We start from the raw sequence: 17,564 nt of genomic DNA, 5'->3' as shown, positions 1-17,564 counted from the left end.
AAGATAGAAGTATTTAGGGCAAATGTCAAGTGAAAATATGCAATATTTGCCGATATTCGGATAAATATGTACAAATAAAAAACACTATGTATATTTATTAAATATGCCCCAATGCCTCGAAATCGCGTCCTTATAGATAAGTTAGTCGTCACTTTTTAATATATTCGAATTGTTGGATAAATAAACATTTTCAAAATTAATTTCACAAATAGACTTGTTTTTTCTCTCAAAATAGAATATGATTCTAAGTAATCAAACAGAACCTTTAACATTAACCCCGTGAGGTTAAGAAGGTATGGCGAATCTTGAGGAGACTCAGGGCTAACTCAAACCTCTTTACCGAACGCGGTAAAGAGGTTTTTTGTTACATATCTACTAATTCTTATTGACGATTTAACTGTTCCCGTGAGAGCAAAACGTCCTGGAATGTGGTTCCCGACACATAAGGAGCGCTTTGCGAACACGGCAAGGCGCTTTTAATTTTAGGAGGAAATCACAATGATGCAGATTACTAAACCGGTAAGTTTTGAAAATGTTGTAAGTATGGAAGATCTTTCAGCCGAAGATGTTTTATCATTTATCCATGAAGCACAGGATTTCAAAGCCGGCAAGCAGATTGAGCTAAAACGGCCGGTATACGCCGCTAACCTTTTCTTTGAAAGCAGCACAAGAACCCACACCAGTTTTGAAATGGCAGAACGCAAATTGGGCCTTCAAGTTGTCAACTTTGATCCTTCAAACAGTTCTTTGAGCAAGGGTGAATCAATGAGTGACACTGTTAAGACTTTCCAAGCAATCGGCGTAGACTTGGTTGCCATCCGTGATAAGAAGAATGAATACTACAAAGATTTAATCGCTGATCCAAATGTCCACGTTGGCATTGCCAACGGTGGTGACGGTTCAGGTCAACATCCATCACAATCATTGCTTGACATGATGACTATATATGAAGAGTTTGGTCATTTTGAAGGTTTGAAAGTTGCCATTGTTGGTGACTTAACCCACTCGCGAGTTGCCCGCTCCAATATGGAAGTCTTAACCATGCTTGGCGCCCACGTCTACTTTGGCGGACCAAAGAAGTGGTACACCGAAGAATTTGCCAAGTACGGCGAATGGATGCCAATTGATGATTTGGTTGAAGAAATGGACGTTATGATGTTCCTCCGTGTTCAACACGAACGAATCGCTGACGACGAAAATGGCGCCTTCTCCGCTGAAAAGTACCATGCCCAATATGGTTTGACTGCAGAACGTGAATCAAGAATGCCACAACATTCAATCATCATGCATCCAGCTCCCGTTAACCGCGGAGTTGAAATTGCCGACGAATTGGTTGAATGCGACAAATCCCGCATCTTTGAACAAATGCACAATGGTGTGTTTGTCAGAATGGCAATCATGACCAGCATGCTTCGCAACCGTGACCTCATTAAGGAAGAATATTAATAGCGAGGAGAATTTCGACTGATGAAACGCATCATTGCAAACGGACAAATACTGGATCGTGGCCAATTAGTTAAACGCGATATTTTAATTGAGAATGGTAGGGTAGCTAAGATTGCTGAAGACATTTCAACTGATGGAGTGGATGAAGTGATCGATGCCAAGGGGAACTTTGTCTCGGCCGGCTTAATCGACGTCCACGTCCATTATCGCCAGCCGGGTCAGGAACAAAAAGAGACCATTAAAACTGGTAGTCTGGCAGCTGCTCATGGTGGGTTCACCACTGTTTGTGCGATGCCCAATGTCACCCCGGCACCTGACTCAGTTAGTAATATGGAAGCTTTAATTAAATTGAACCACACTGACGGTGCCGTTCACATCAAGCAATATGCGACGATTACCACCAACCGTGGTGGTGATGAGTTGGTTGATTTCAAGGCGTTAAAGGATGCCGGAGCCTTTGCTTTTAGCAACGACGGCAATGGCATTCAAAAGAGCAGTACCATGTATGAAGCGATGCAGCAGGCTGCCAAGCTGGACATGGCCATTGTTGAACACGTTCAAGATGATGCCTTGACATACGGCGGTGTTTTGAACGGCGGGGCCGCTAAACGTCTGGGAATGAAAGAAATGCCTTGGGTCAGTGAGACGGCCCAAGTTGCCCGAGACGTCATTCTTGCCGAAGCAACCGGCGTTCATTACCATGTCTGCCACGCATCATCCAAACATACTGTCAACGTTATCCGGGCTGCCAAACAAGCCGGGATTAACGTTACCGCGGAAGTTTCACCGCACCATCTGCTTTTGTCGGACGCCAACATTAAAGAAGACAACGCGATGTACAAAATGAATCCACCTTTGCGAGGAGAGGATGATCGTCAGGCATTGATCGAAGGCCTGCTTGATGGCACCATTGATATGATTGCTACCGACCACGCCCCTCACACCAAGGCGGATAAGGATCAATCAATCGCCACAGCTGCCTTTGGCATTACCGGCAGTGAAACAGCATTCAGTATGCTATACACCAGATTTGTGAAGACCGGTCGGTTCACGTTGGCCCAATTGGTTAATTGGCTGACCAAGCAGCCGGCATCCGTCTTCAAAATGAGAGGCGCCGGCTCACTGGCAGTCGGCCAGCCTGCTGACATTGCCATCTTTGATTTGGAACACGAACACGAAATCAAAGAAAGCGACTATTTGTCAAAAGGCAAGAATTCACCATTTACTGGCGAAACGGTCTATGGCGATACGGTCATGACCTTGGTTGATGGTGACATTGCCTACAAGAGATCGTAAATTAATCACATAAAAACATATTGGTATCAATAAGAATAAAAAGCTGCAGTTCACCGAGACTCCTAACTCGATGAACTGCAGCTTTTGTATTATTTGAGAAACATCGTGTAATAGCCGATTGCTGAAACCGCTTGGGCGGTGTTGACTTTACCTTCGCGGATCCAATCGACGACTTGTTGAAGTGGCACTAATTGACTGTTGACGAACTCATCTTGATCAAAGTGGCGTTCCACGCGTTCGCTAGGATCAAATTTAATCAACATTAGGTCGGCAAATTGGTCCATGAAGCCTTCCGAAGAAGTGATTCGAGTCATCTTAGTGACTGATTGGGCAACGTAGCCGGTTTCTTCCCGCAATTCGCGGGCAGCAGCCTGTTCACTGGTTTCACCTGGATTCACTATGCCAGCTGGTAAGGAAACCGAATCGCTGTTAACGCCAGCCCGGTATTCGCTGCTCATCACAACTTGATCAGCCGGTGAAATTGCCAGGATGGTGATGGTCGGGTCGGTTTTAATCAGATCGCGCTCAATTTTGAGACCGTCCGGTGTCTGGATGTGTAGTTGATCGACGGCAAAGACGCGACCAGTGTAGACGTTTTTCTGGTCGAGGATCTTGCCGGGGTGGTGCCATGTTTTGAACAAACAATTATCTCCTTTTGATGACTTTTCTTTCATATCGGTCAGGAAGGCTGATGTGAAAAGCCGATTCATTACAGCAATTATTTTATCATCATTTAGACGCCCATCAAGGCTGAAGGAGCACTCAACTTGTCATCTTAATCCCAACAATGCTTACCAGCAGCAGAATCACAAAACCCCAAGTAATCGGAGAAATCTTGTCGCCAAACAGAATAATGCCGGCGATCACTGTTCCAACGGCTCCAATCCCTGTCCATACTGGATAGGCAATGCTCAGCGGTAATGTTTTCGTGGCATGTGCTAACAGGAAGAAACTGATCAGCATGCCGACAATGGTGACAATCGATGGCATCAAGTTGGTAAACCCGTGGCTATATTTCATCGCCGTTGCCCAAACCACCTCAAAGATGCCTGCTATAATCAAAAATACCCAATTCATAAAAATCCTCCTAAAGAAAAAGGGTACCCCTCACAATTCCTTCTATGACCTAACGGAATTGTAAAAAGTACCTAAAGTTGCTGCCCGGTGGCAGTCGAATATCAAGTTGTTATTAGTGTAGCACATTTGAAATCGAAAGGGAATTTACTTCTTTATGCCAAACTTCTCTTCCAATGCTTTCGTTAGTAACTGGGAAAAGTTTAGGTTTGATTCAATTCCTTTTTCATTCAAATAATTTGGAATGTTGACGGTTTTCTTGACAGGATGGGAATCATGTTGGCGACGATAAGCACTGATATTCACATCTACCAAAGTGGCCAATTCATTTGGCTTAGTGTCTGGAAGACTATAAACTGATTTTGGCACAGAACCTCCGTCTTCAATCAGATCTAATACTTTTAGACCAATAAAATCTCGGCCCATTTCAATGGAGTTTTCAATGGATGTACCTTGTGTATATCCGCCTAAATTTGGAATACTAACAATATACGGAACCGATTTATCGTTGGGATCTTTTATAATAATGATTGGATAGACTACTTTGACATCTTTCATAATGACCTCCAAATATTGATTTAACGTAATTGATGTTTCCTTATTAGATCTCGAGCAAGCCATTCATTAATATTTGGATGCCGTGGAATAACTTCCTTTTCTTTACCGTTTGTCCAAATATCATGATTTCCACCATGGCGATATAAATACCAACCATGCCGTTCGAAGAGCTGCAACAAACGCTTCCGCTTCATCGAAGATAATCCTCAACTTTCTGTATATTTTATACGTGCATTGTACGTAGATCAAGTAATTTGTATTTCCTCAAAGCACTTTTTTGAAGGTGACAAATTCGATGACTTACATAATTAATTACGTATAAATACAAGAAAGGATTTTAAAACAAAAAATGGATGACATCCGCCATCCACAAAATTCAACAATTCAACTACTTTTGCAGCACCCGGACCCTAAACACCGCGTCAATTTTCGAAAGACGGTCAACCAATTGGTGTTCTTCCTCGTTGTTCAAGTTATCCAGGTCAACAATCGTGTAGGCGACGTCTTTTCTGGCCGCGTTGCTCATACTTTCAATGTTGATGCCCGCATCTGCCAACAGGGTGGCGATTTGGCCGACCATGTTGGGGATGTTTTTATGGATCAACGTTAAGCGGTAAGGGGTGTTAAACGGCACTTGGAGGTTGGGGAGATTCACGGAATTTTCAATGTTTCCAGTCTCCAAATATGTCATGATCGTATTAGCTCCCTGAGTGGCGCCGTTGGCTTCAGCTTCGAGTGTCGATCCGCCGATATGTGGAGTGACCACCACATCGTCTCGGTTCAACAGGATATTTTCACCAAAGTCGGTATAGTATGTCCGAATTTTGCGCGCGTCCAGATAGTCCACGGCCGCCTCGTTGTCGACGATCCCGTCGCGAGAATAGTTAAATAGTTTGACGCCATCCTTCATAATGGCCATTTGTTCAGGGCCGATCAGTCCGGTCGTCTCTTCATTCTTCGGGACATGGACGGTGACATAATCGGCTTGCTGAAGGGCTTCTCCCAGCGTGGTTGCCCGAGTGATGGTTGTCGAAATGTGCCAAGCGGCATCGGCTGACAGATATGGATCGTAACCAATCACTTTCATCCCCAAAGCGCTGGCGGCATTGGCAACCAGGGAGCCGACGTGGCCAACCCCGATCACTGCCAAGGTTCGGCCGGTCAATTCGGTTCCTTTGAACTTGGTCTTGTCTTTTTCAGTTCGCAGCGAAATGTCCGCGCCACTATTGTGGGCAGCGTAATCGGCTGCAGCAAACAAGTTTCGAGATGAGGCCACCAGTAACGCGATGATCAGTTCTTTAACGGCGTTGGCGTTGCTGCCGGGGGTGTTGAAGACTGCGGTTCCGTTGGCAGTTGCCTTGTCCAATGGAATGTTGTTAAACCCAGCGCCGGCTCTGGCGATCACCTTTAATTTCTTGGGAAAGTCCTGATCATGAAGGTTAACCGATCGAATCAGATAGGCATCCGCATCATCAGTTTTGTTAATTTGGTAGTTGTCGGAGAAGCGGTCTAATCCAGCTTGTGCAATTGCATTGTAAGTTTTTACTTGATACATATGAGTTCCCCCTAATGTTGTTTTTCAAAGTTGTGTAAGAAATCAACCAGTGCCTGGACGCCTGCCAGCGGCATCGCGTTATACAGACTTGCTCGCAGACCACCAACACTTCGGTGACCCTTGAGATTCATCAAACCGGCTTCCGTGGCTGCTGTAATCGCCTGGGTATCTAGATCGGCATCACCAGTGGTAAATGGAATGTTGGTCAACGAACGGTCAGAGGCCTTGATGTGGTTGGCAAATAATTTTGAGTCGTCTAAGAAGTCGTAGAGCAGGGATGCCTTTTGCCGGTTTACCTTCTCAATTTCAGCAATTCCACCTTGATCCTTCAGCCATTTCAATACCAATCCGGTGGCATAAATGTTGAAAACCGGTGGGGTATTATACATCGAGTTCTTTTTGACGAATAAATTGTAATTGAGAATGCTTGGAATATGGTCGACTGTCTGAACCAGATCATCTCGGACGATGACCAAGGTCACCCCGGCTGGGCCGAGATTCTTTTGGACGCCGCCGAAGATTAAGCCAAAGTCATTGACGTTGTATTGTTCTGCCATGAAATTGGAAGATAAATCACCAACCAAGGTCACATCGCCGTGTTCGGGCAGCTGATGATAAGCGGTGCCTTCAATGGTGTTATTCGTCGTGATGTGTAAATAATCATAATCATTGGCGGAGATTCGCTGGTTCAGTTGTGGCAGTGCTTGATAATGCTGATCTTTGGTTGAAGCCAACACATTAACTTGGTAGCCGAGGTTAGCTGCTTCATCACCAGCCCGGGTAGCCCAATGACCACTGTCCAGTAAGGCAATCTTCTTGTGCTTGGTTGCCAGGTTCATCGGAACGGCGGCAAATTGACCCGTGCCACCTCCTTGAAAGAAGAGGATGTGATAGTTATCGGGAACGTCCATCAAGTCTCTGACATCCTGTTCTGCTGCATTGATAATGTCGTCAAACATTTTGGAACGATGGGAAATTTCCATAATACTCATTCCACTGCCGTTGATTGATGGCAGTTCAGCTTGAATCTGTTTGATAACCGGATCAGGAAGCGTTGCCGGACCCGCCGCAAAATTGTATACCGTCATGACCAAAAACTCCTTTATATGAAATTAAAAAGCTCCCACAGGTTTGCTGTGAGAGCTTCTAACTGACGTTTTTAGCGGTCTCACAGTGATGAAAAAGATTTCATCTATGCAAGGCCTTTTGTTGAATCGCACGTATCAAAAGATGGCCTACATAGATGTGACTGTAGACCAGGAGGATGATGTAGTTGTCGTTAAATCAGCTAATTGCATGTTCATGTGAACAACCTCCATTTCTTATAACTAAAATCTAACAGAACTCACAGATAAAAGCAACACCCATTTTGAAGAAAGTGTCACGGAACTGTTTGCATGTGCTTGAAGATCATGGTAAATTCAATGGATAATTAATTTATTGGGAGGAACGCGCATGACTGATTTTTACTTTGTTCGCCATGGCCAGACGGCTGCCAACGCCGCCGGATTAAAGCAGGGCACCATTAACTCTGAAATTACCTACCTATCAGAAACCGGAAAGCAACAGGTGGAAAGTTTGCGGAAAGGTTTCGATATTTCGTTTGCGGATAGAATCATTGTCAGCCAACTGCAGCGGACAAAAGACACGGCGGCCATTTTAAATCAGAGCGCGAACTTACCGGTAACCTATGACAAACGACTCCTCGAAATTTCATATGGCGACTGGGATGGTGAGAAGAACGCTGATTTGATGAGCAAATATCCCAAACTTTTTGACTTCACTCTAAATGACGTTCTTCCTGCCTACGCAGATGTGGCACATGGTGAAACTTTCGATCACGTCATCGATCGCGTCGCTGAATTGATGCAGGAAACTGCAACTAATTATCCTAATGACAAGATTATCCTGGTCACTCACGGGTTTACGATCAAAGCGGCTGTGTTGGCAGCCATCGGTCGTCCCAAGGACATGATGGTGATTGAGGAGCCGGATAACACCAGTGTGACCCGGATCACTTTACAGACCACAACCCACTCGTATTATCTGCGGTATTACAACCGGGTTGTCAATTCTCAGTTTTAAAGTGATTGACAAATGAAAGTCAATTGGTTATATTAAATGGCATCAAGTAACGAAAGAGGAGGAAGCCATTCATGCAAATGTCAGCTGCTAATATGATGTGTTGTTCAATGTGTCAAGCTCAACTTAGCGCTGATCGTGGCTTCTTTGGTAAACGATTGGATTTTTGGGACAAGCTGTGAGCTGATAGTTGACGGCCCATTTTCTCAAGAATTACCAATGCCAAGAGTGTCTCATTTCAGCGTCAAAGCTGGAGTGGGGCACTCTTTTTGTATACCAGAGGATCTCTTTTGTTGAATAAATAATCTTAAAGGTGGCGGTTGCAGTGTGTAGTCAGATGTTGATTGAAGTGAAAAGGACAAACTAAATTCTTTGGAGGAATCATTCATGCGAAAACTCAGATCACTTTTATTATTAGCCTTGAGCGCCATTCTGGTAGTGACTTTGGCGGCTTGTGGCAAAACCGCAACCAAATCCAACAGTCAAAAACAGACATTGAATCTCAGCACGACGGCCCCGTTGGATACGATCGACATTTCAAAATCCACCGGGTATGGCCAGACCGGGAACGTGTTTGAAAGCTTTTATCGCTTGGGGAAAGACGGCAAACCAACTGCTGGCTTGGCTAAGAGCGGTAAGGTTTCCAAAGATGGTAAGACGTGGACCTTTACCTTGCGCAACGCTAAATGGAGCAATGGCGACCCAATCACTGCCCAGGATTTTGTCTACTCGTGGCGCCGAACCCTGAAACCAAGCACCAAATCGACTTACGCCTATTTATTCAGCGGAATTAAAAACGCCGATCAGGTTAACGCCGGCAAGCTCTCACCAAACAAAATCGGTATCAAAGCACTGAATAACAAGACGGTTCAAATCCAACTTGAGAAACCGATTGCTTACTTCAAGGTCCTGATGGCCTATCCATTATTTGGACCGCAAAACCAGAAAATTGTTGATAAATACGGCAAAAAATATGGTACCAACTCCAAGTACATGGTGTACTCCGGACCATTCAAAATTCAAAACTGGAACGGCACCGGCAATAAGTGGCAGTTCGTTAAGAATAACCGTTACTGGGATAAACAGGCCGTTAAGCTCCACAAGATTAACTATACCGTGGTCAGCAGCCCGACGACTGGCCTTGAGTTGTATCAGCAAAACAAGCTGGATTTGACGCCGCTTTCTAATGAACAAGTGAAACATTACAAAGGCAACAAGGAATTTCAGCAGTATCCATATTCATTCATCGGTTACTTGAAGTACAACTTCAAAGACGCCAACCAAACCAAACGCAAAGCCATGAGCAACAAGGACATTCGTCTCGCAATTTCACTAGCCATTGATCGCCAACAGCTGACCAAAAAGGTTCTTGGTGATGGGTCAGACACACCAACTGGCTTTGTGGCCTCCGGATTGGCTAAGAATCCGAAGACTGGCGAAGACTTTGCCAAAGAACAGACTGTTCCAAATACGGTGGATTACAACGTCAAGTTAGCCAAGCAGCATTGGCAGAAAGGTTTGAAAGCCCTTGGTACCAAGAAGGTTACCCTGACAATCACTGCTTCCAACGATGATCCAACCAGCAACCCGATTACACAGTACATGAAGTCTGAATTGCAGCGGGACTTGCCTGGATTTAAGCTCGATATTCGAAATGTGCCGAGCCAAGTTGCCAATCAAGAAGTCTTAAAGGGTGACTTTGACCTGTCATTATCGGGTTGGGGTGCAGATTTCAACGATCCAATTTCCTTCCTGCAGATCCCGGAAACCGGCACCGCATACAACAGCGGCAAGTACAGCAACCCGGCATATGATAAGCTGATTAAACAAGCTCAAAATCAGGATGCCAATAACGCTGACAAACGCTGGGATGATTTGGTTAAGGCAGCTAAATTGTTTAATGCTGATCAGGGGATGACGCCACTGTACCAGCAAGTCACCTCGTATCTGCAAAAGCCCGACTTAAAGGGTGTTATTCATAACACTGCCGGTACTCAGTGGAGTTACAAGTACGCCTATATGAAGTAAACAGCCAAGGTCTAATGCCTGCGGCCACTCGTTGTCATCTCATTAACTTAAATTAAAATGAGAATCCATTGACCATTGAGAGCGATATCATGGTACACTTTTCTCAACTAAAACTTTTGAGGTGATTAAGGATGACAAGAAAAGTTGGTGTTATCGGAATGGGACACGTTGGCTCAACAGCAGCGCATTACATTGTCGCAAACGGCTTCGCGGATGATTTGGTATTGATCGATATCAATGAAGATAAAGTGAAGGCTGACGCAATTGATTTTGAAGATGCAATGTCCAACCTGCCCGTCCACACCAACATTACTGTAAATGATTATTCTGCACTGAAGGATGCCGATGTCATTATTTCTGCATTGGGAAATATCAAACTTCAGGACAATCCGAATGACGATCGGTTTGCCGAGCTGCCATTCACCAGCAAGGCAGTCAAATCGGTGGCACAAAAGATTAAAGACTCCGGCTTCAATGGGATCATTGTCGCCATTACCAATCCGGTGGATGTCATCACTTCGATTTACCAGCAAATTACCGGTCTACCGAAGAAACACGTGATTGGCACTGGGACTTTGCTGGATTCCTCACGAATGAAGCGGGCGGTGGCTGACGAACTTAATTTGGATCCACGGTCAGTTACCGGATTTAATTTGGGTGAACATGGGAACTCCCAATTCACTGCCTGGTCAACCGTTCGGGTACTGAGTCATCCAATTACCGAGATTGCTAAAGAACGCGGCTTGGACCTTGATGCGCTGGACAAAGCTGCCAGAGAAGGCGGGTTCAACGTCTTCCACGGTAAAAAGTACACCAACTATGGTGTCGCCACCGCGGCTGTTCGTTTAGCCAACACGGTGATGAGCGATGCCCACACTGAACTGGCAGTTTCCAACTACCGTGAAGAACTCGGCACCTACTTGTCATACCCAGCGGTTGTCGGTCGTGATGGCATCATTGAACAGGTTCAACTGAAGTTGACTGACGACGAAAAGAAGAAGCTGCAGATTTCAGCTGATTATATTAAGACGAAGTTTAAGGAATCAATGGAAAACTAGAACAGATTGGGACTAAAGGCGCTTTGATCCCGGCCATATAACGCAATCGGGCCGTCATTCCGGAATTTGGAATGACGGCCCGATTGCGTTATATGGCCGGGATCAGCCGTTTGTACCAAGTTTTATCATTATAAAATTGGTGATTGTAGTTGCAATGAAAATCACCGTAACGATTAGTGGTCCAACCTCTGTTTTGGGACAAAAAAATAACCTCCAGCAATTAAGAACTGAAGGCTTTAAGCAATTTATCTAACTCGAATTGTTAATATACTTATATTATAACGCGACGAATTCGATCTGTCAACGTTGCCTGCAAAAGATATTCGAGTTTGACTGGCTGGCAGATTCAGCCTAAAATTAAGCCAATAAATCACGATTGGAGCAATCAATTTTGGCAAACTACGAAGCAGTGTTTCATCCAGACGGTTACAATTCTCCTGAGTACCGCAGCTTAAATTATTCCTATCAGAATAAAATGGCCGAATTATTCTCCCACCGACGGATTGATTATCCGGCCAAAGAACTTCAATTTGAAATTGAAACCGTCAAAATCTCCAGTACCATGACTCAGCGGCAATACCTCAAACTTCAGAGCTTGGTGGAATCATTTCCTGAAACTCAACGCAGTGGAGCTGCCCCCGTCATTGGCAAGGACGATTACCAGAGTATTATTTTGTATCATGACTACCGATTATTTGATTCGACCCAGTATGTTGTCCGCAGTCCGGTGGGATTTGGCTATACCGTCAGCAAGTTGATCACGATTACGAGTGAGCCAGCGGGAGGTCCTCATCACCAGGTGAAGGTGACGTTGGCAATTAACCCGAATCGTTTCGTTGACGTTCCCGAAGAACCTTTGCTTCGCCTGGTCATCGAAGAGGTGTTGCCGCTGATGGTAACCCCACAGATTTCTGAAATGGATTTAACGTTAGATATGCCGCTAATCATGAACAACTTTCATGTTCAGATGGGTGGCCAAGCTGGGACAAAACAGCAGATTACCCAACGGCTTAATGATCATCAAGAATATGAATTGAGCCGAATTGCCTATGTGGATCCTCAGCAGACCCGAAAACTGATCGTGGCAGACAAGTTTCAATCCCTGTTGGACAATCAATTGCTGGTGGCGGATACTGACTACATTTCTGCGCGGGAGGCCGAATACTATCGGGACCAAGTTGGAGAACGGCAGTTTTTAACCCGGATTGAATTGGCGGTCACCACCCCTAATGCCGTCATGCGGTACATGAAGAATCACGAGTGGCTGATGCGGGACATTTCCATCGAGTATCGTGATAATAGCGGCATCTCAAGATTTGCGGGTACCGATTACGCGACCAACGGGAAGGACTTCCGCCGCTCATTTAACCGGATGCTGACGTATCGGCTGAAGGAAGTTCAGCGACGAGCACGCAAACTGCCATATCTGACTGATGCGATTTGGCGGAATACCCTGAAATAGAATTTGAATAAATCTCATTAAATGAAAATTCGCTGTTGAACTGACATCTCAAAGTGGTATGCTGTTACCATTAAAAATTTTTGAGGTGATTGAATGACAAGAAAAATTGGTGTTATTGGAATGGGAAGTGTGGGCTCTACGGTCGCTCACTATATCGTGTCCGGCGGCTTTGCAGACGACTTGGTACTGATCGATATAAATGAGAAAAAGGTTAAAGCCGACGCCTTAGACTTCGGAGATGCCATGGCCAACTTACCGAATCATACGAACATCGCCGTGAACGATTATGATGAATTGGCCGACGCCGATATCGTGATTTCTGCGATTGGCAAACTCCAGCTGCAACGCGACAATCCCAGCAATGATCGCTTCATTGAGTATCCATATACTCAAAAAGCAGCCGCATCAGTTGCCGGTAAGATCAAGGATTCAGGCTTTAATGGGATTTTAATTGTGATTACCAACCCGGTTGACGCGATCACGTCAATTTATCAGGCGGTCACTGGTTTGCCCAAGAAGCATGTCATTGGAACCGGGACGTTGTTGGATTCGTCACGGATGAAACGGGCTGTTGCCAAGAAATTACATATCGATCCGCGTTCCGTTGCCGGTTATAATTTGGGGGAACACGGGAATTCTCAGTTCACCGCTTGGTCAACCGTGCGGGTCTTAGGCAAACCAATTACTGAATTGGCTGACAAAGAAGGCCTTGACCTTGATAAAATTGATGAAGATGCCCGAATGGGTGGCTTCGTCGTTTTCCGTGGTAAAGGATACACCAACTACGCGATTGCCAGTGCTGCCGTTCGCCTGGCCAACGTTGTGTTAAATGATGCGCGAACTGAACTGCCGGTATCCAATTATCGTGAAGAACTCGGTTCATATTTGTCATACCCAGCCATTGTTGGTCGGGATGGCATTATCCAACAACTCCAACTTGACTTAACAGATGAAGAATTAGCGAAACTGCAAAATTGTGCCAATATCATTAAAGAGAAGTTCGAAGAATCAAGAGCCAAGGACTTTGCGGCTGAATAGGGACTTTTCACATAGAACAATTTTCATCCACATTCATATTTGAGGATCGTCACGCCTCATAGTAATGGCCAGGTCAAAATCAGCAACTTTTGACCTGGCTTTTTGTATCCCAGGAGGTCACTGGATTACCAATTCATGATTTTTAGCGCTCTTTTACATGTTTCTCCCACTTTTGGTATATATTAAGATTAATCGAGGGGGAAAAATGATGAAAAAAGAACGGGTGGAAGCTTTTACGGATGCCGTTTTGGCAATTATTTTGACGATTATGATTTTGGAGTTCAAGACCCCGGAATCGTTTGCGATTAGTGACATTTTAGATCAAGTGCCATACCTGATTTCCTACGCAATTGGGTATTTGTTCATCGGCGTTGCCTGGTACAATCACCATTACATGTTCGCCAAGACCAATTGGATCACGCAAAATGTGTATTGGGCGAACAACTTGTGGATGTTTACCACGTCCTTTGTCCCTGTGGCGACGGCTTGGGTCGGGCGCGGGTTAAATGAACAGGGGCCGGAAATCTTTTACTTCGTTGTCTTTTTAGCATGGTCGAGTGCTTATTATTATCTGTCCAACCGATTAATCAAGGCCAACGAAAAAGACCACCGACCGAAGGCGGCGGAGGCGATTCGATCGATGGTGATTTATCGATATATGAGTAATTGGAAACTGGTGGGCGGGCAACTCATTTTGTCAGTTATTGTTTTAAAATTCATGCCGGCGCTTCAAATGGTCATTGTCACGTTAATGATTATTTTTATCGGTGCCCGGTTTAACGCGGACAGCGATCGGCTCTTTCGCTAGTGGGCAATCAGGGTGTAGATGAAGTAGCCGAGAAAGCCGACGCACAAGCTGAGTGAGCCAAAAATCATGATCTGAACAGAACAGACAAAAGTCTTGGTTTTAATTTGTTCATGGTTGAAAATCAGGGACTGCTTGATGATCAGTGGAACTGCCAGTAGAATCGAGAACAGTGCCAATGGGAAGACGCCAACGTACATGGCGTAAAACACCAGCAGAACCGCTAAAACGTTGGCGGTATTGAACATTAGCAGGGAATTCTTCTTGCCGATGTAGTGGACGATGGTCCAACGGTGGTTGACCTCGTCTTCTTGATCATCGCAAATGTTATTGGCTAACATAATGTTGGCAATCCAGAAGAACAACGGTGACGAAGCCAGCAGAATCTGGCCAAGCAGCGAGGCATTCCAAGTGAAGAGCTGATAGGAATTAACGTAGACCGAGATCAGGGTAATCATGATCCCCATAGCGAAGCCGGATGCCACTTCACCATACGGCGTGCTGGAGATGGGATGTGGACCGGATGAATACATAATTCCGATGGCAAAACAGATCAATCCCATCCACAACAGCGGCAGGCCGACTTTGAATACCAGGAAAATACCAATCAAAGCTGATGGCACAACCATAATGACGATCATAAAACGAATGAGGTTTAAAGAGATGTGGTCCCGACCGATGATGTTGGTACCGGTTTTCCATTCCTCAGCGGTTGAATGCATGTAGTCGTTATAGTTGTCCAAGGTGTCCACGGTCATATTGAACAGAATCATGGCAATGAAAAAAAGCGTAGCGTAAAGCCCATTCACCGAGTCGAGCAGGTACCAGCTGAAAAACAGTCCGGTAAAAAACGGAAAGATGCTGGCAGCTTTGGCTCGCAACTCGACGAGCTGGGAAAAAGTTGATAAACTCATGATGACCTCCAAGATAAATTTAAAATAATTTCAAAAACATAGTCTAATTATACCAAAGGAGCGGGAAAATGACGCTGACGAACAAGACGCCGGAAACAAAAGTTGAATCATTATTTGATCAAATTGCGGACAACTATGATGGGATGAACTCGCTGATTAGTTTGGGGAATCATAAGCACTGGCGAAAGTTGGTCATGCAGCAGCTCAACGTTGAACCGGGGAGCTTTGCGATTGATGTTTGCTGCGGGACCGGGGATTGGACAATTGCTTTGGCCAAGGCAGTCGGGCCCTCCGGACAAGTTGTTGGCCTCGACTTTAGTGAAGAGATGCTGAAACTTGCTGACAAGAAGGTTCGTGCAGCCGGCCTGCAGGATCGGGTAACCTTGGTTAAAGGGGATGCGATGCAGCTGCCATATGATGACAACCACTTTGACATCGCCACGATTGGCTTCGGTCTCAGAAATGTTCCGGATGCTGACCAGGTGCTCCATGAAATGAGCCGGGTGGTGCACGCCCGGGGGCAGGTTGCCTGCCTGGAAACGTCCAAGCCAACCAATCCGGTTATCAAATTCGGCTGGCGGGTTTACTTTGATTTGGTCCCATTAATGGCAAAAGTGGCCGTCAATAAATATCAGGAGTACGCCTATTTACAAAAAACCACTGCCGAATTTGTCTCGGCGCAACAGTTGGTGGAAATGTTTCAAAACGCCGGCCTGGTTGACGTTCACTATCGTCCATTCACTTTTGGGGCCGCTGCTTTTCACTGGGGAATGAAGCCCTGACAAAATTTCCCTTGATTCACAAGATTAAAAACGTTATCATGTGTTTAACATATTCTAAGGAGTTTTTAATTATGACAGATAATTTAAACATCCAAATGAATAGTTGCCGATATTACTTTTGGTTTTTCCGAGTGTGATCTGTGGATAAGCCAAAAGCATTTCGTAATGCATACTAAAGGCCGCACAGATCACTGAGTTGACTGTGCGGGATTATACCATTGGTGGGTCCTCACAGTCAGTTCGTTGACTTTGAGGACCCACTTTTTAGGAGGAGAACACAATGAGTAAATTATCAGATAAGATGAACAAACGAGTAGCTGCGTTAACGCCTGCCGCAATTTTGACTTTCAACCAGAAGATTTCAGCGATTCCAGACATCGTCAAATTAACCTTGGGTGAGCCTGATTTCAACACTCCGGAACACGTTAAGCAGGCCGCTATTAAGGCAATTGACGATAACGAAAGTCACTACACCAACTCCCGGGGGACAGAAGGACTCCGTCAGGCAGCTGCGAACTTCTTGAACACGAAATACGGTCTGAATTACGATCCTGACAAACAAGTTATCATGACTGAAGGGGCAACTGGCGCCATCTACTCGGCATTGACTGCCATGATCAACCCTGGCGACACCGTGATCGTCCCAACACCAATTTTCCCACTCTACGTGCCGATCTTAATGCTGGCCGGTGCCAAACCAATTTTTGTGGACACCTCGGATAATGGCTTTGTGCTGTCACCGGAAAAATTGTCTGCAGCGATTGAGGCTAATAAAGATACTGTTAAAGCGGTGATCCTCAATTTCCCTAACAACCCGACCGGGGTTACCTACCACAAAGACGATTTACAGAAGTTGGCGGACGTCATTTCCAAGCACGACATTATTTGTTTAAGTGATGAAATTTACAGTGAGTTGACCTATGACGGCACCCACGTTTCGATGGGGTCGATCCTGCCGGAACAAACCCTTGTCATGAACGGTGTTTCCAAGTCTCACGCCATGACTGGCTGGAGAGTCGGGATGATCTGTGGGCCCGAAGATATCATCAATGAAATCGCCAAGGTCAGTGAATTTACGATCACGTCACTGACCACCAACGCCCAGGCTGCCGCCGAAGAAGCATTCAAGAACGGTATGGACGATGCCCTGCCAATGAAGAAGGAGTACATGAAGCGCCGCGACTTGCTAGTTGCTGGTTTGGAAAAAGCCGGCTTCAGCTGTCCTAATCCAAATGGCGCCTTCTATGTTTTCGCCAAAATTCCAGCTGGTTTAAACCAGAATAGTGAAGCATTCTGTTATGACTTGGCCAAGGAAGCCAAAGTTGCCTTAATTCCAGGTTCGTACTTCCTGCCAGGCGGCGAAGGCTACGTCCGAATCAGTTACGCAGTCAGCGAGGAAAATATTCAAGAGGCCGTTAGCCGCATTCAAAAATACGTTGAAAAACAGTCAGTCAAATAAAGGGAGC

General features: G+C 45.3%; 17 protein-coding genes. 10 read left to right on the top strand and 7 right to left on the bottom strand.

Features of this window, described 5'->3' with window-relative positions:
- The first annotated feature begins 498 nt into the window (after nucleotides 1–498).
- Together KE627_RS04745 and KE627_RS04740 are read left to right on the top strand one after the other, a co-directional pair.
- Complete coding sequence (locus tag KE627_RS04745) at nucleotides 499–1,446, top strand: aspartate carbamoyltransferase catalytic subunit (RefSeq protein WP_013727111.1); 948 nt, start codon at nucleotides 499–501, stop codon at nucleotides 1,444–1,446.
- Nucleotides 1,447–1,467: 21 nt separating this feature from the next.
- Nucleotides 1,468–2,742, top strand: coding sequence for a dihydroorotase (locus KE627_RS04740; protein WP_056939183.1), 1,275 nt, complete (start codon nucleotides 1,468–1,470; stop codon nucleotides 2,740–2,742).
- Nucleotides 2,743–2,831: 89 nt separating this feature from the next.
- Here KE627_RS04740 and KE627_RS04735 read toward each other — a convergent pair whose 3' ends face one another.
- The 6 genes from KE627_RS04735 to serC all read right to left on the bottom strand — a co-directional run bounded on the left by KE627_RS04735 (nucleotide 2,832) and on the right by serC (nucleotide 7,017).
- Nucleotides 2,832–3,383 (bottom strand): NUDIX hydrolase, encoded by a 552-nt coding sequence (locus KE627_RS04735; protein WP_013727113.1) that lies wholly within the window; start codon nucleotides 3,381–3,383, stop codon nucleotides 2,832–2,834.
- Between the two features lie 121 nt (nucleotides 3,384–3,504).
- Nucleotides 3,505–3,819: a DMT family transporter gene (locus tag KE627_RS04730; RefSeq protein ID WP_013727114.1), complete on the bottom strand. Its 315-nt coding sequence runs from the start codon at nucleotides 3,817–3,819 to the stop codon at nucleotides 3,505–3,507.
- 144 nt (nucleotides 3,820–3,963) lie between these two features.
- Nucleotides 3,964–4,374 carry a type II toxin-antitoxin system HicB family antitoxin gene (locus KE627_RS04725; protein WP_013727115.1) on the bottom strand — a complete coding sequence of 137 codons (411 nt, stop codon included), beginning with the start codon at nucleotides 4,372–4,374 and terminating at the stop codon, nucleotides 3,964–3,966.
- Nucleotides 4,375–4,394: 20 nt separating this feature from the next.
- On the bottom strand, nucleotides 4,395–4,568 hold the full coding sequence (locus tag KE627_RS12510; RefSeq protein ID WP_013727116.1) for a type II toxin-antitoxin system HicA family toxin: 174 nt from the start codon (nucleotides 4,566–4,568) through the stop codon (nucleotides 4,395–4,397).
- Between the two features lie 194 nt (nucleotides 4,569–4,762).
- Nucleotides 4,763–5,929: a phosphoglycerate dehydrogenase gene (locus tag KE627_RS04715; protein WP_013727117.1), complete on the bottom strand. Its 1,167-nt coding sequence runs from the start codon at nucleotides 5,927–5,929 to the stop codon at nucleotides 4,763–4,765.
- An 11-nt stretch (nucleotides 5,930–5,940) separates the two neighbouring features.
- Entirely contained in the window at nucleotides 5,941–7,017 is a 1,077-nt protein-coding gene (serC, locus tag KE627_RS04710; RefSeq protein WP_056939182.1) for a 3-phosphoserine/phosphohydroxythreonine transaminase, read from the bottom strand.
- 367 nt (nucleotides 7,018–7,384) lie between these two features.
- Here serC and KE627_RS04705 point away from each other — a divergent pair, with 367 nt between their 5' ends.
- The 6 genes from KE627_RS04705 (at nucleotide 7,385) to KE627_RS04680 (ending at nucleotide 14,405) form a co-directional block, all read left to right on the top strand.
- On the top strand, nucleotides 7,385–8,014 hold the full coding sequence (locus KE627_RS04705; RefSeq protein ID WP_056939181.1) for a histidine phosphatase family protein: 630 nt from the start codon (nucleotides 7,385–7,387) through the stop codon (nucleotides 8,012–8,014).
- 384 nt (nucleotides 8,015–8,398) lie between these two features.
- Complete coding sequence (locus tag KE627_RS04700; protein WP_056939180.1) at nucleotides 8,399–10,039, top strand: peptide ABC transporter substrate-binding protein; 1,641 nt, start codon at nucleotides 8,399–8,401, stop codon at nucleotides 10,037–10,039.
- Between the two features lie 131 nt (nucleotides 10,040–10,170).
- Complete coding sequence (locus tag KE627_RS04695; protein WP_056939179.1) at nucleotides 10,171–11,097, top strand: L-lactate dehydrogenase; 927 nt, start codon at nucleotides 10,171–10,173, stop codon at nucleotides 11,095–11,097.
- Nucleotides 11,098–11,488: 391 nt separating this feature from the next.
- Nucleotides 11,489–12,559: a hypothetical protein gene (locus KE627_RS04690; protein WP_056939178.1), complete on the top strand. Its 1,071-nt coding sequence runs from the start codon at nucleotides 11,489–11,491 to the stop codon at nucleotides 12,557–12,559.
- A gap of 93 nt (nucleotides 12,560–12,652) precedes the next feature.
- Nucleotides 12,653–13,597: an L-lactate dehydrogenase gene (locus tag KE627_RS04685; protein WP_056939177.1), complete on the top strand. Its 945-nt coding sequence runs from the start codon at nucleotides 12,653–12,655 to the stop codon at nucleotides 13,595–13,597.
- Nucleotides 13,598–13,802: 205 nt separating this feature from the next.
- Nucleotides 13,803–14,405 (top strand): TMEM175 family protein, encoded by a 603-nt coding sequence (locus tag KE627_RS04680; protein WP_249291341.1) that lies wholly within the window; start codon nucleotides 13,803–13,805, stop codon nucleotides 14,403–14,405.
- Here KE627_RS04680 and KE627_RS04675 read toward each other — a convergent pair.
- On the bottom strand, nucleotides 14,402–15,316 hold the full coding sequence (locus KE627_RS04675) for a 1,4-dihydroxy-2-naphthoate polyprenyltransferase (RefSeq protein WP_056939175.1): 915 nt from the start codon (nucleotides 15,314–15,316) through the stop codon (nucleotides 14,402–14,404). The genes KE627_RS04680 and KE627_RS04675 overlap by 4 nt on opposite strands.
- Before the next feature lie 68 nt (nucleotides 15,317–15,384).
- On the opposite strand from KE627_RS04675, the gene KE627_RS04670 reads away from it, so the two are divergent.
- Together KE627_RS04670 and KE627_RS04665 are read left to right on the top strand one after the other, a co-directional pair.
- Complete coding sequence (locus KE627_RS04670) at nucleotides 15,385–16,098, top strand: demethylmenaquinone methyltransferase (protein WP_013727126.1); 714 nt, start codon at nucleotides 15,385–15,387, stop codon at nucleotides 16,096–16,098.
- Between the two features lie 280 nt (nucleotides 16,099–16,378).
- Entirely contained in the window at nucleotides 16,379–17,557 is a 1,179-nt protein-coding gene (locus KE627_RS04665) for an aminotransferase class I/II-fold pyridoxal phosphate-dependent enzyme (protein ID WP_013727127.1), read from the top strand.
- Nucleotides 17,558–17,564 lie beyond the last annotated feature (7 nt).

It is taken from the genome of Lentilactobacillus buchneri, from assembly GCF_018314255.1.
In the GTDB taxonomy this organism is placed as follows: Bacteria; Bacillota; Bacilli; order Lactobacillales; family Lactobacillaceae; genus Lentilactobacillus; species Lentilactobacillus buchneri.
Note: the sequence above shows the minus strand (reverse complement) of the source record. Positions and strands in the feature narration are given on the sequence as shown.

What these genes read in the sequence shown, in the direction of transcription:
- KE627_RS04745 (WP_013727111.1), top strand. Translation starts at nt 499, where the DNA reads ATGATGCAGATTACTAAACCGGTAAGTTTTGAAAATGTTGTAAGTATG.
- KE627_RS04740 (WP_056939183.1), top strand. Translation starts at nt 1,468, where the DNA reads ATGAAACGCATCATTGCAAACGGACAAATACTGGATCGTGGCCAATTA.
- KE627_RS04730 (WP_013727114.1), bottom strand. Translation starts at nt 3,819, where the DNA reads ATGAATTGGGTATTTTTGATTATAGCAGGCATCTTTGAGGTGGTTTGG.
- KE627_RS04725 (WP_013727115.1), bottom strand. Translation starts at nt 4,374, where the DNA reads ATGAAAGATGTCAAAGTAGTCTATCCAATCATTATTATAAAAGATCCC.
- KE627_RS12510 (WP_013727116.1), bottom strand. Translation starts at nt 4,568, where the DNA reads ATGAAGCGGAAGCGTTTGTTGCAGCTCTTCGAACGGCATGGTTGGTAT.
- KE627_RS04715 (WP_013727117.1), bottom strand. Translation starts at nt 5,929, where the DNA reads ATGTATCAAGTAAAAACTTACAATGCAATTGCACAAGCTGGATTAGAC.
- serC (WP_056939182.1), bottom strand. Translation starts at nt 7,017, where the DNA reads ATGACGGTATACAATTTTGCGGCGGGTCCGGCAACGCTTCCTGATCCG.
- KE627_RS04705 (WP_056939181.1), top strand. Translation starts at nt 7,385, where the DNA reads ATGACTGATTTTTACTTTGTTCGCCATGGCCAGACGGCTGCCAACGCC.
- KE627_RS04700 (WP_056939180.1), top strand. Translation starts at nt 8,399, where the DNA reads ATGCGAAAACTCAGATCACTTTTATTATTAGCCTTGAGCGCCATTCTG.
- KE627_RS04695 (WP_056939179.1), top strand. Translation starts at nt 10,171, where the DNA reads ATGACAAGAAAAGTTGGTGTTATCGGAATGGGACACGTTGGCTCAACA.
- KE627_RS04685 (WP_056939177.1), top strand. Translation starts at nt 12,653, where the DNA reads ATGACAAGAAAAATTGGTGTTATTGGAATGGGAAGTGTGGGCTCTACG.
- KE627_RS04680 (WP_249291341.1), top strand. Translation starts at nt 13,803, where the DNA reads ATGATGAAAAAAGAACGGGTGGAAGCTTTTACGGATGCCGTTTTGGCA.
- KE627_RS04675 (WP_056939175.1), bottom strand. Translation starts at nt 15,316, where the DNA reads ATGAGTTTATCAACTTTTTCCCAGCTCGTCGAGTTGCGAGCCAAAGCT.
- KE627_RS04670 (WP_013727126.1), top strand. Translation starts at nt 15,385, where the DNA reads ATGACGCTGACGAACAAGACGCCGGAAACAAAAGTTGAATCATTATTT.
- KE627_RS04665 (WP_013727127.1), top strand. Translation starts at nt 16,379, where the DNA reads ATGAGTAAATTATCAGATAAGATGAACAAACGAGTAGCTGCGTTAACG.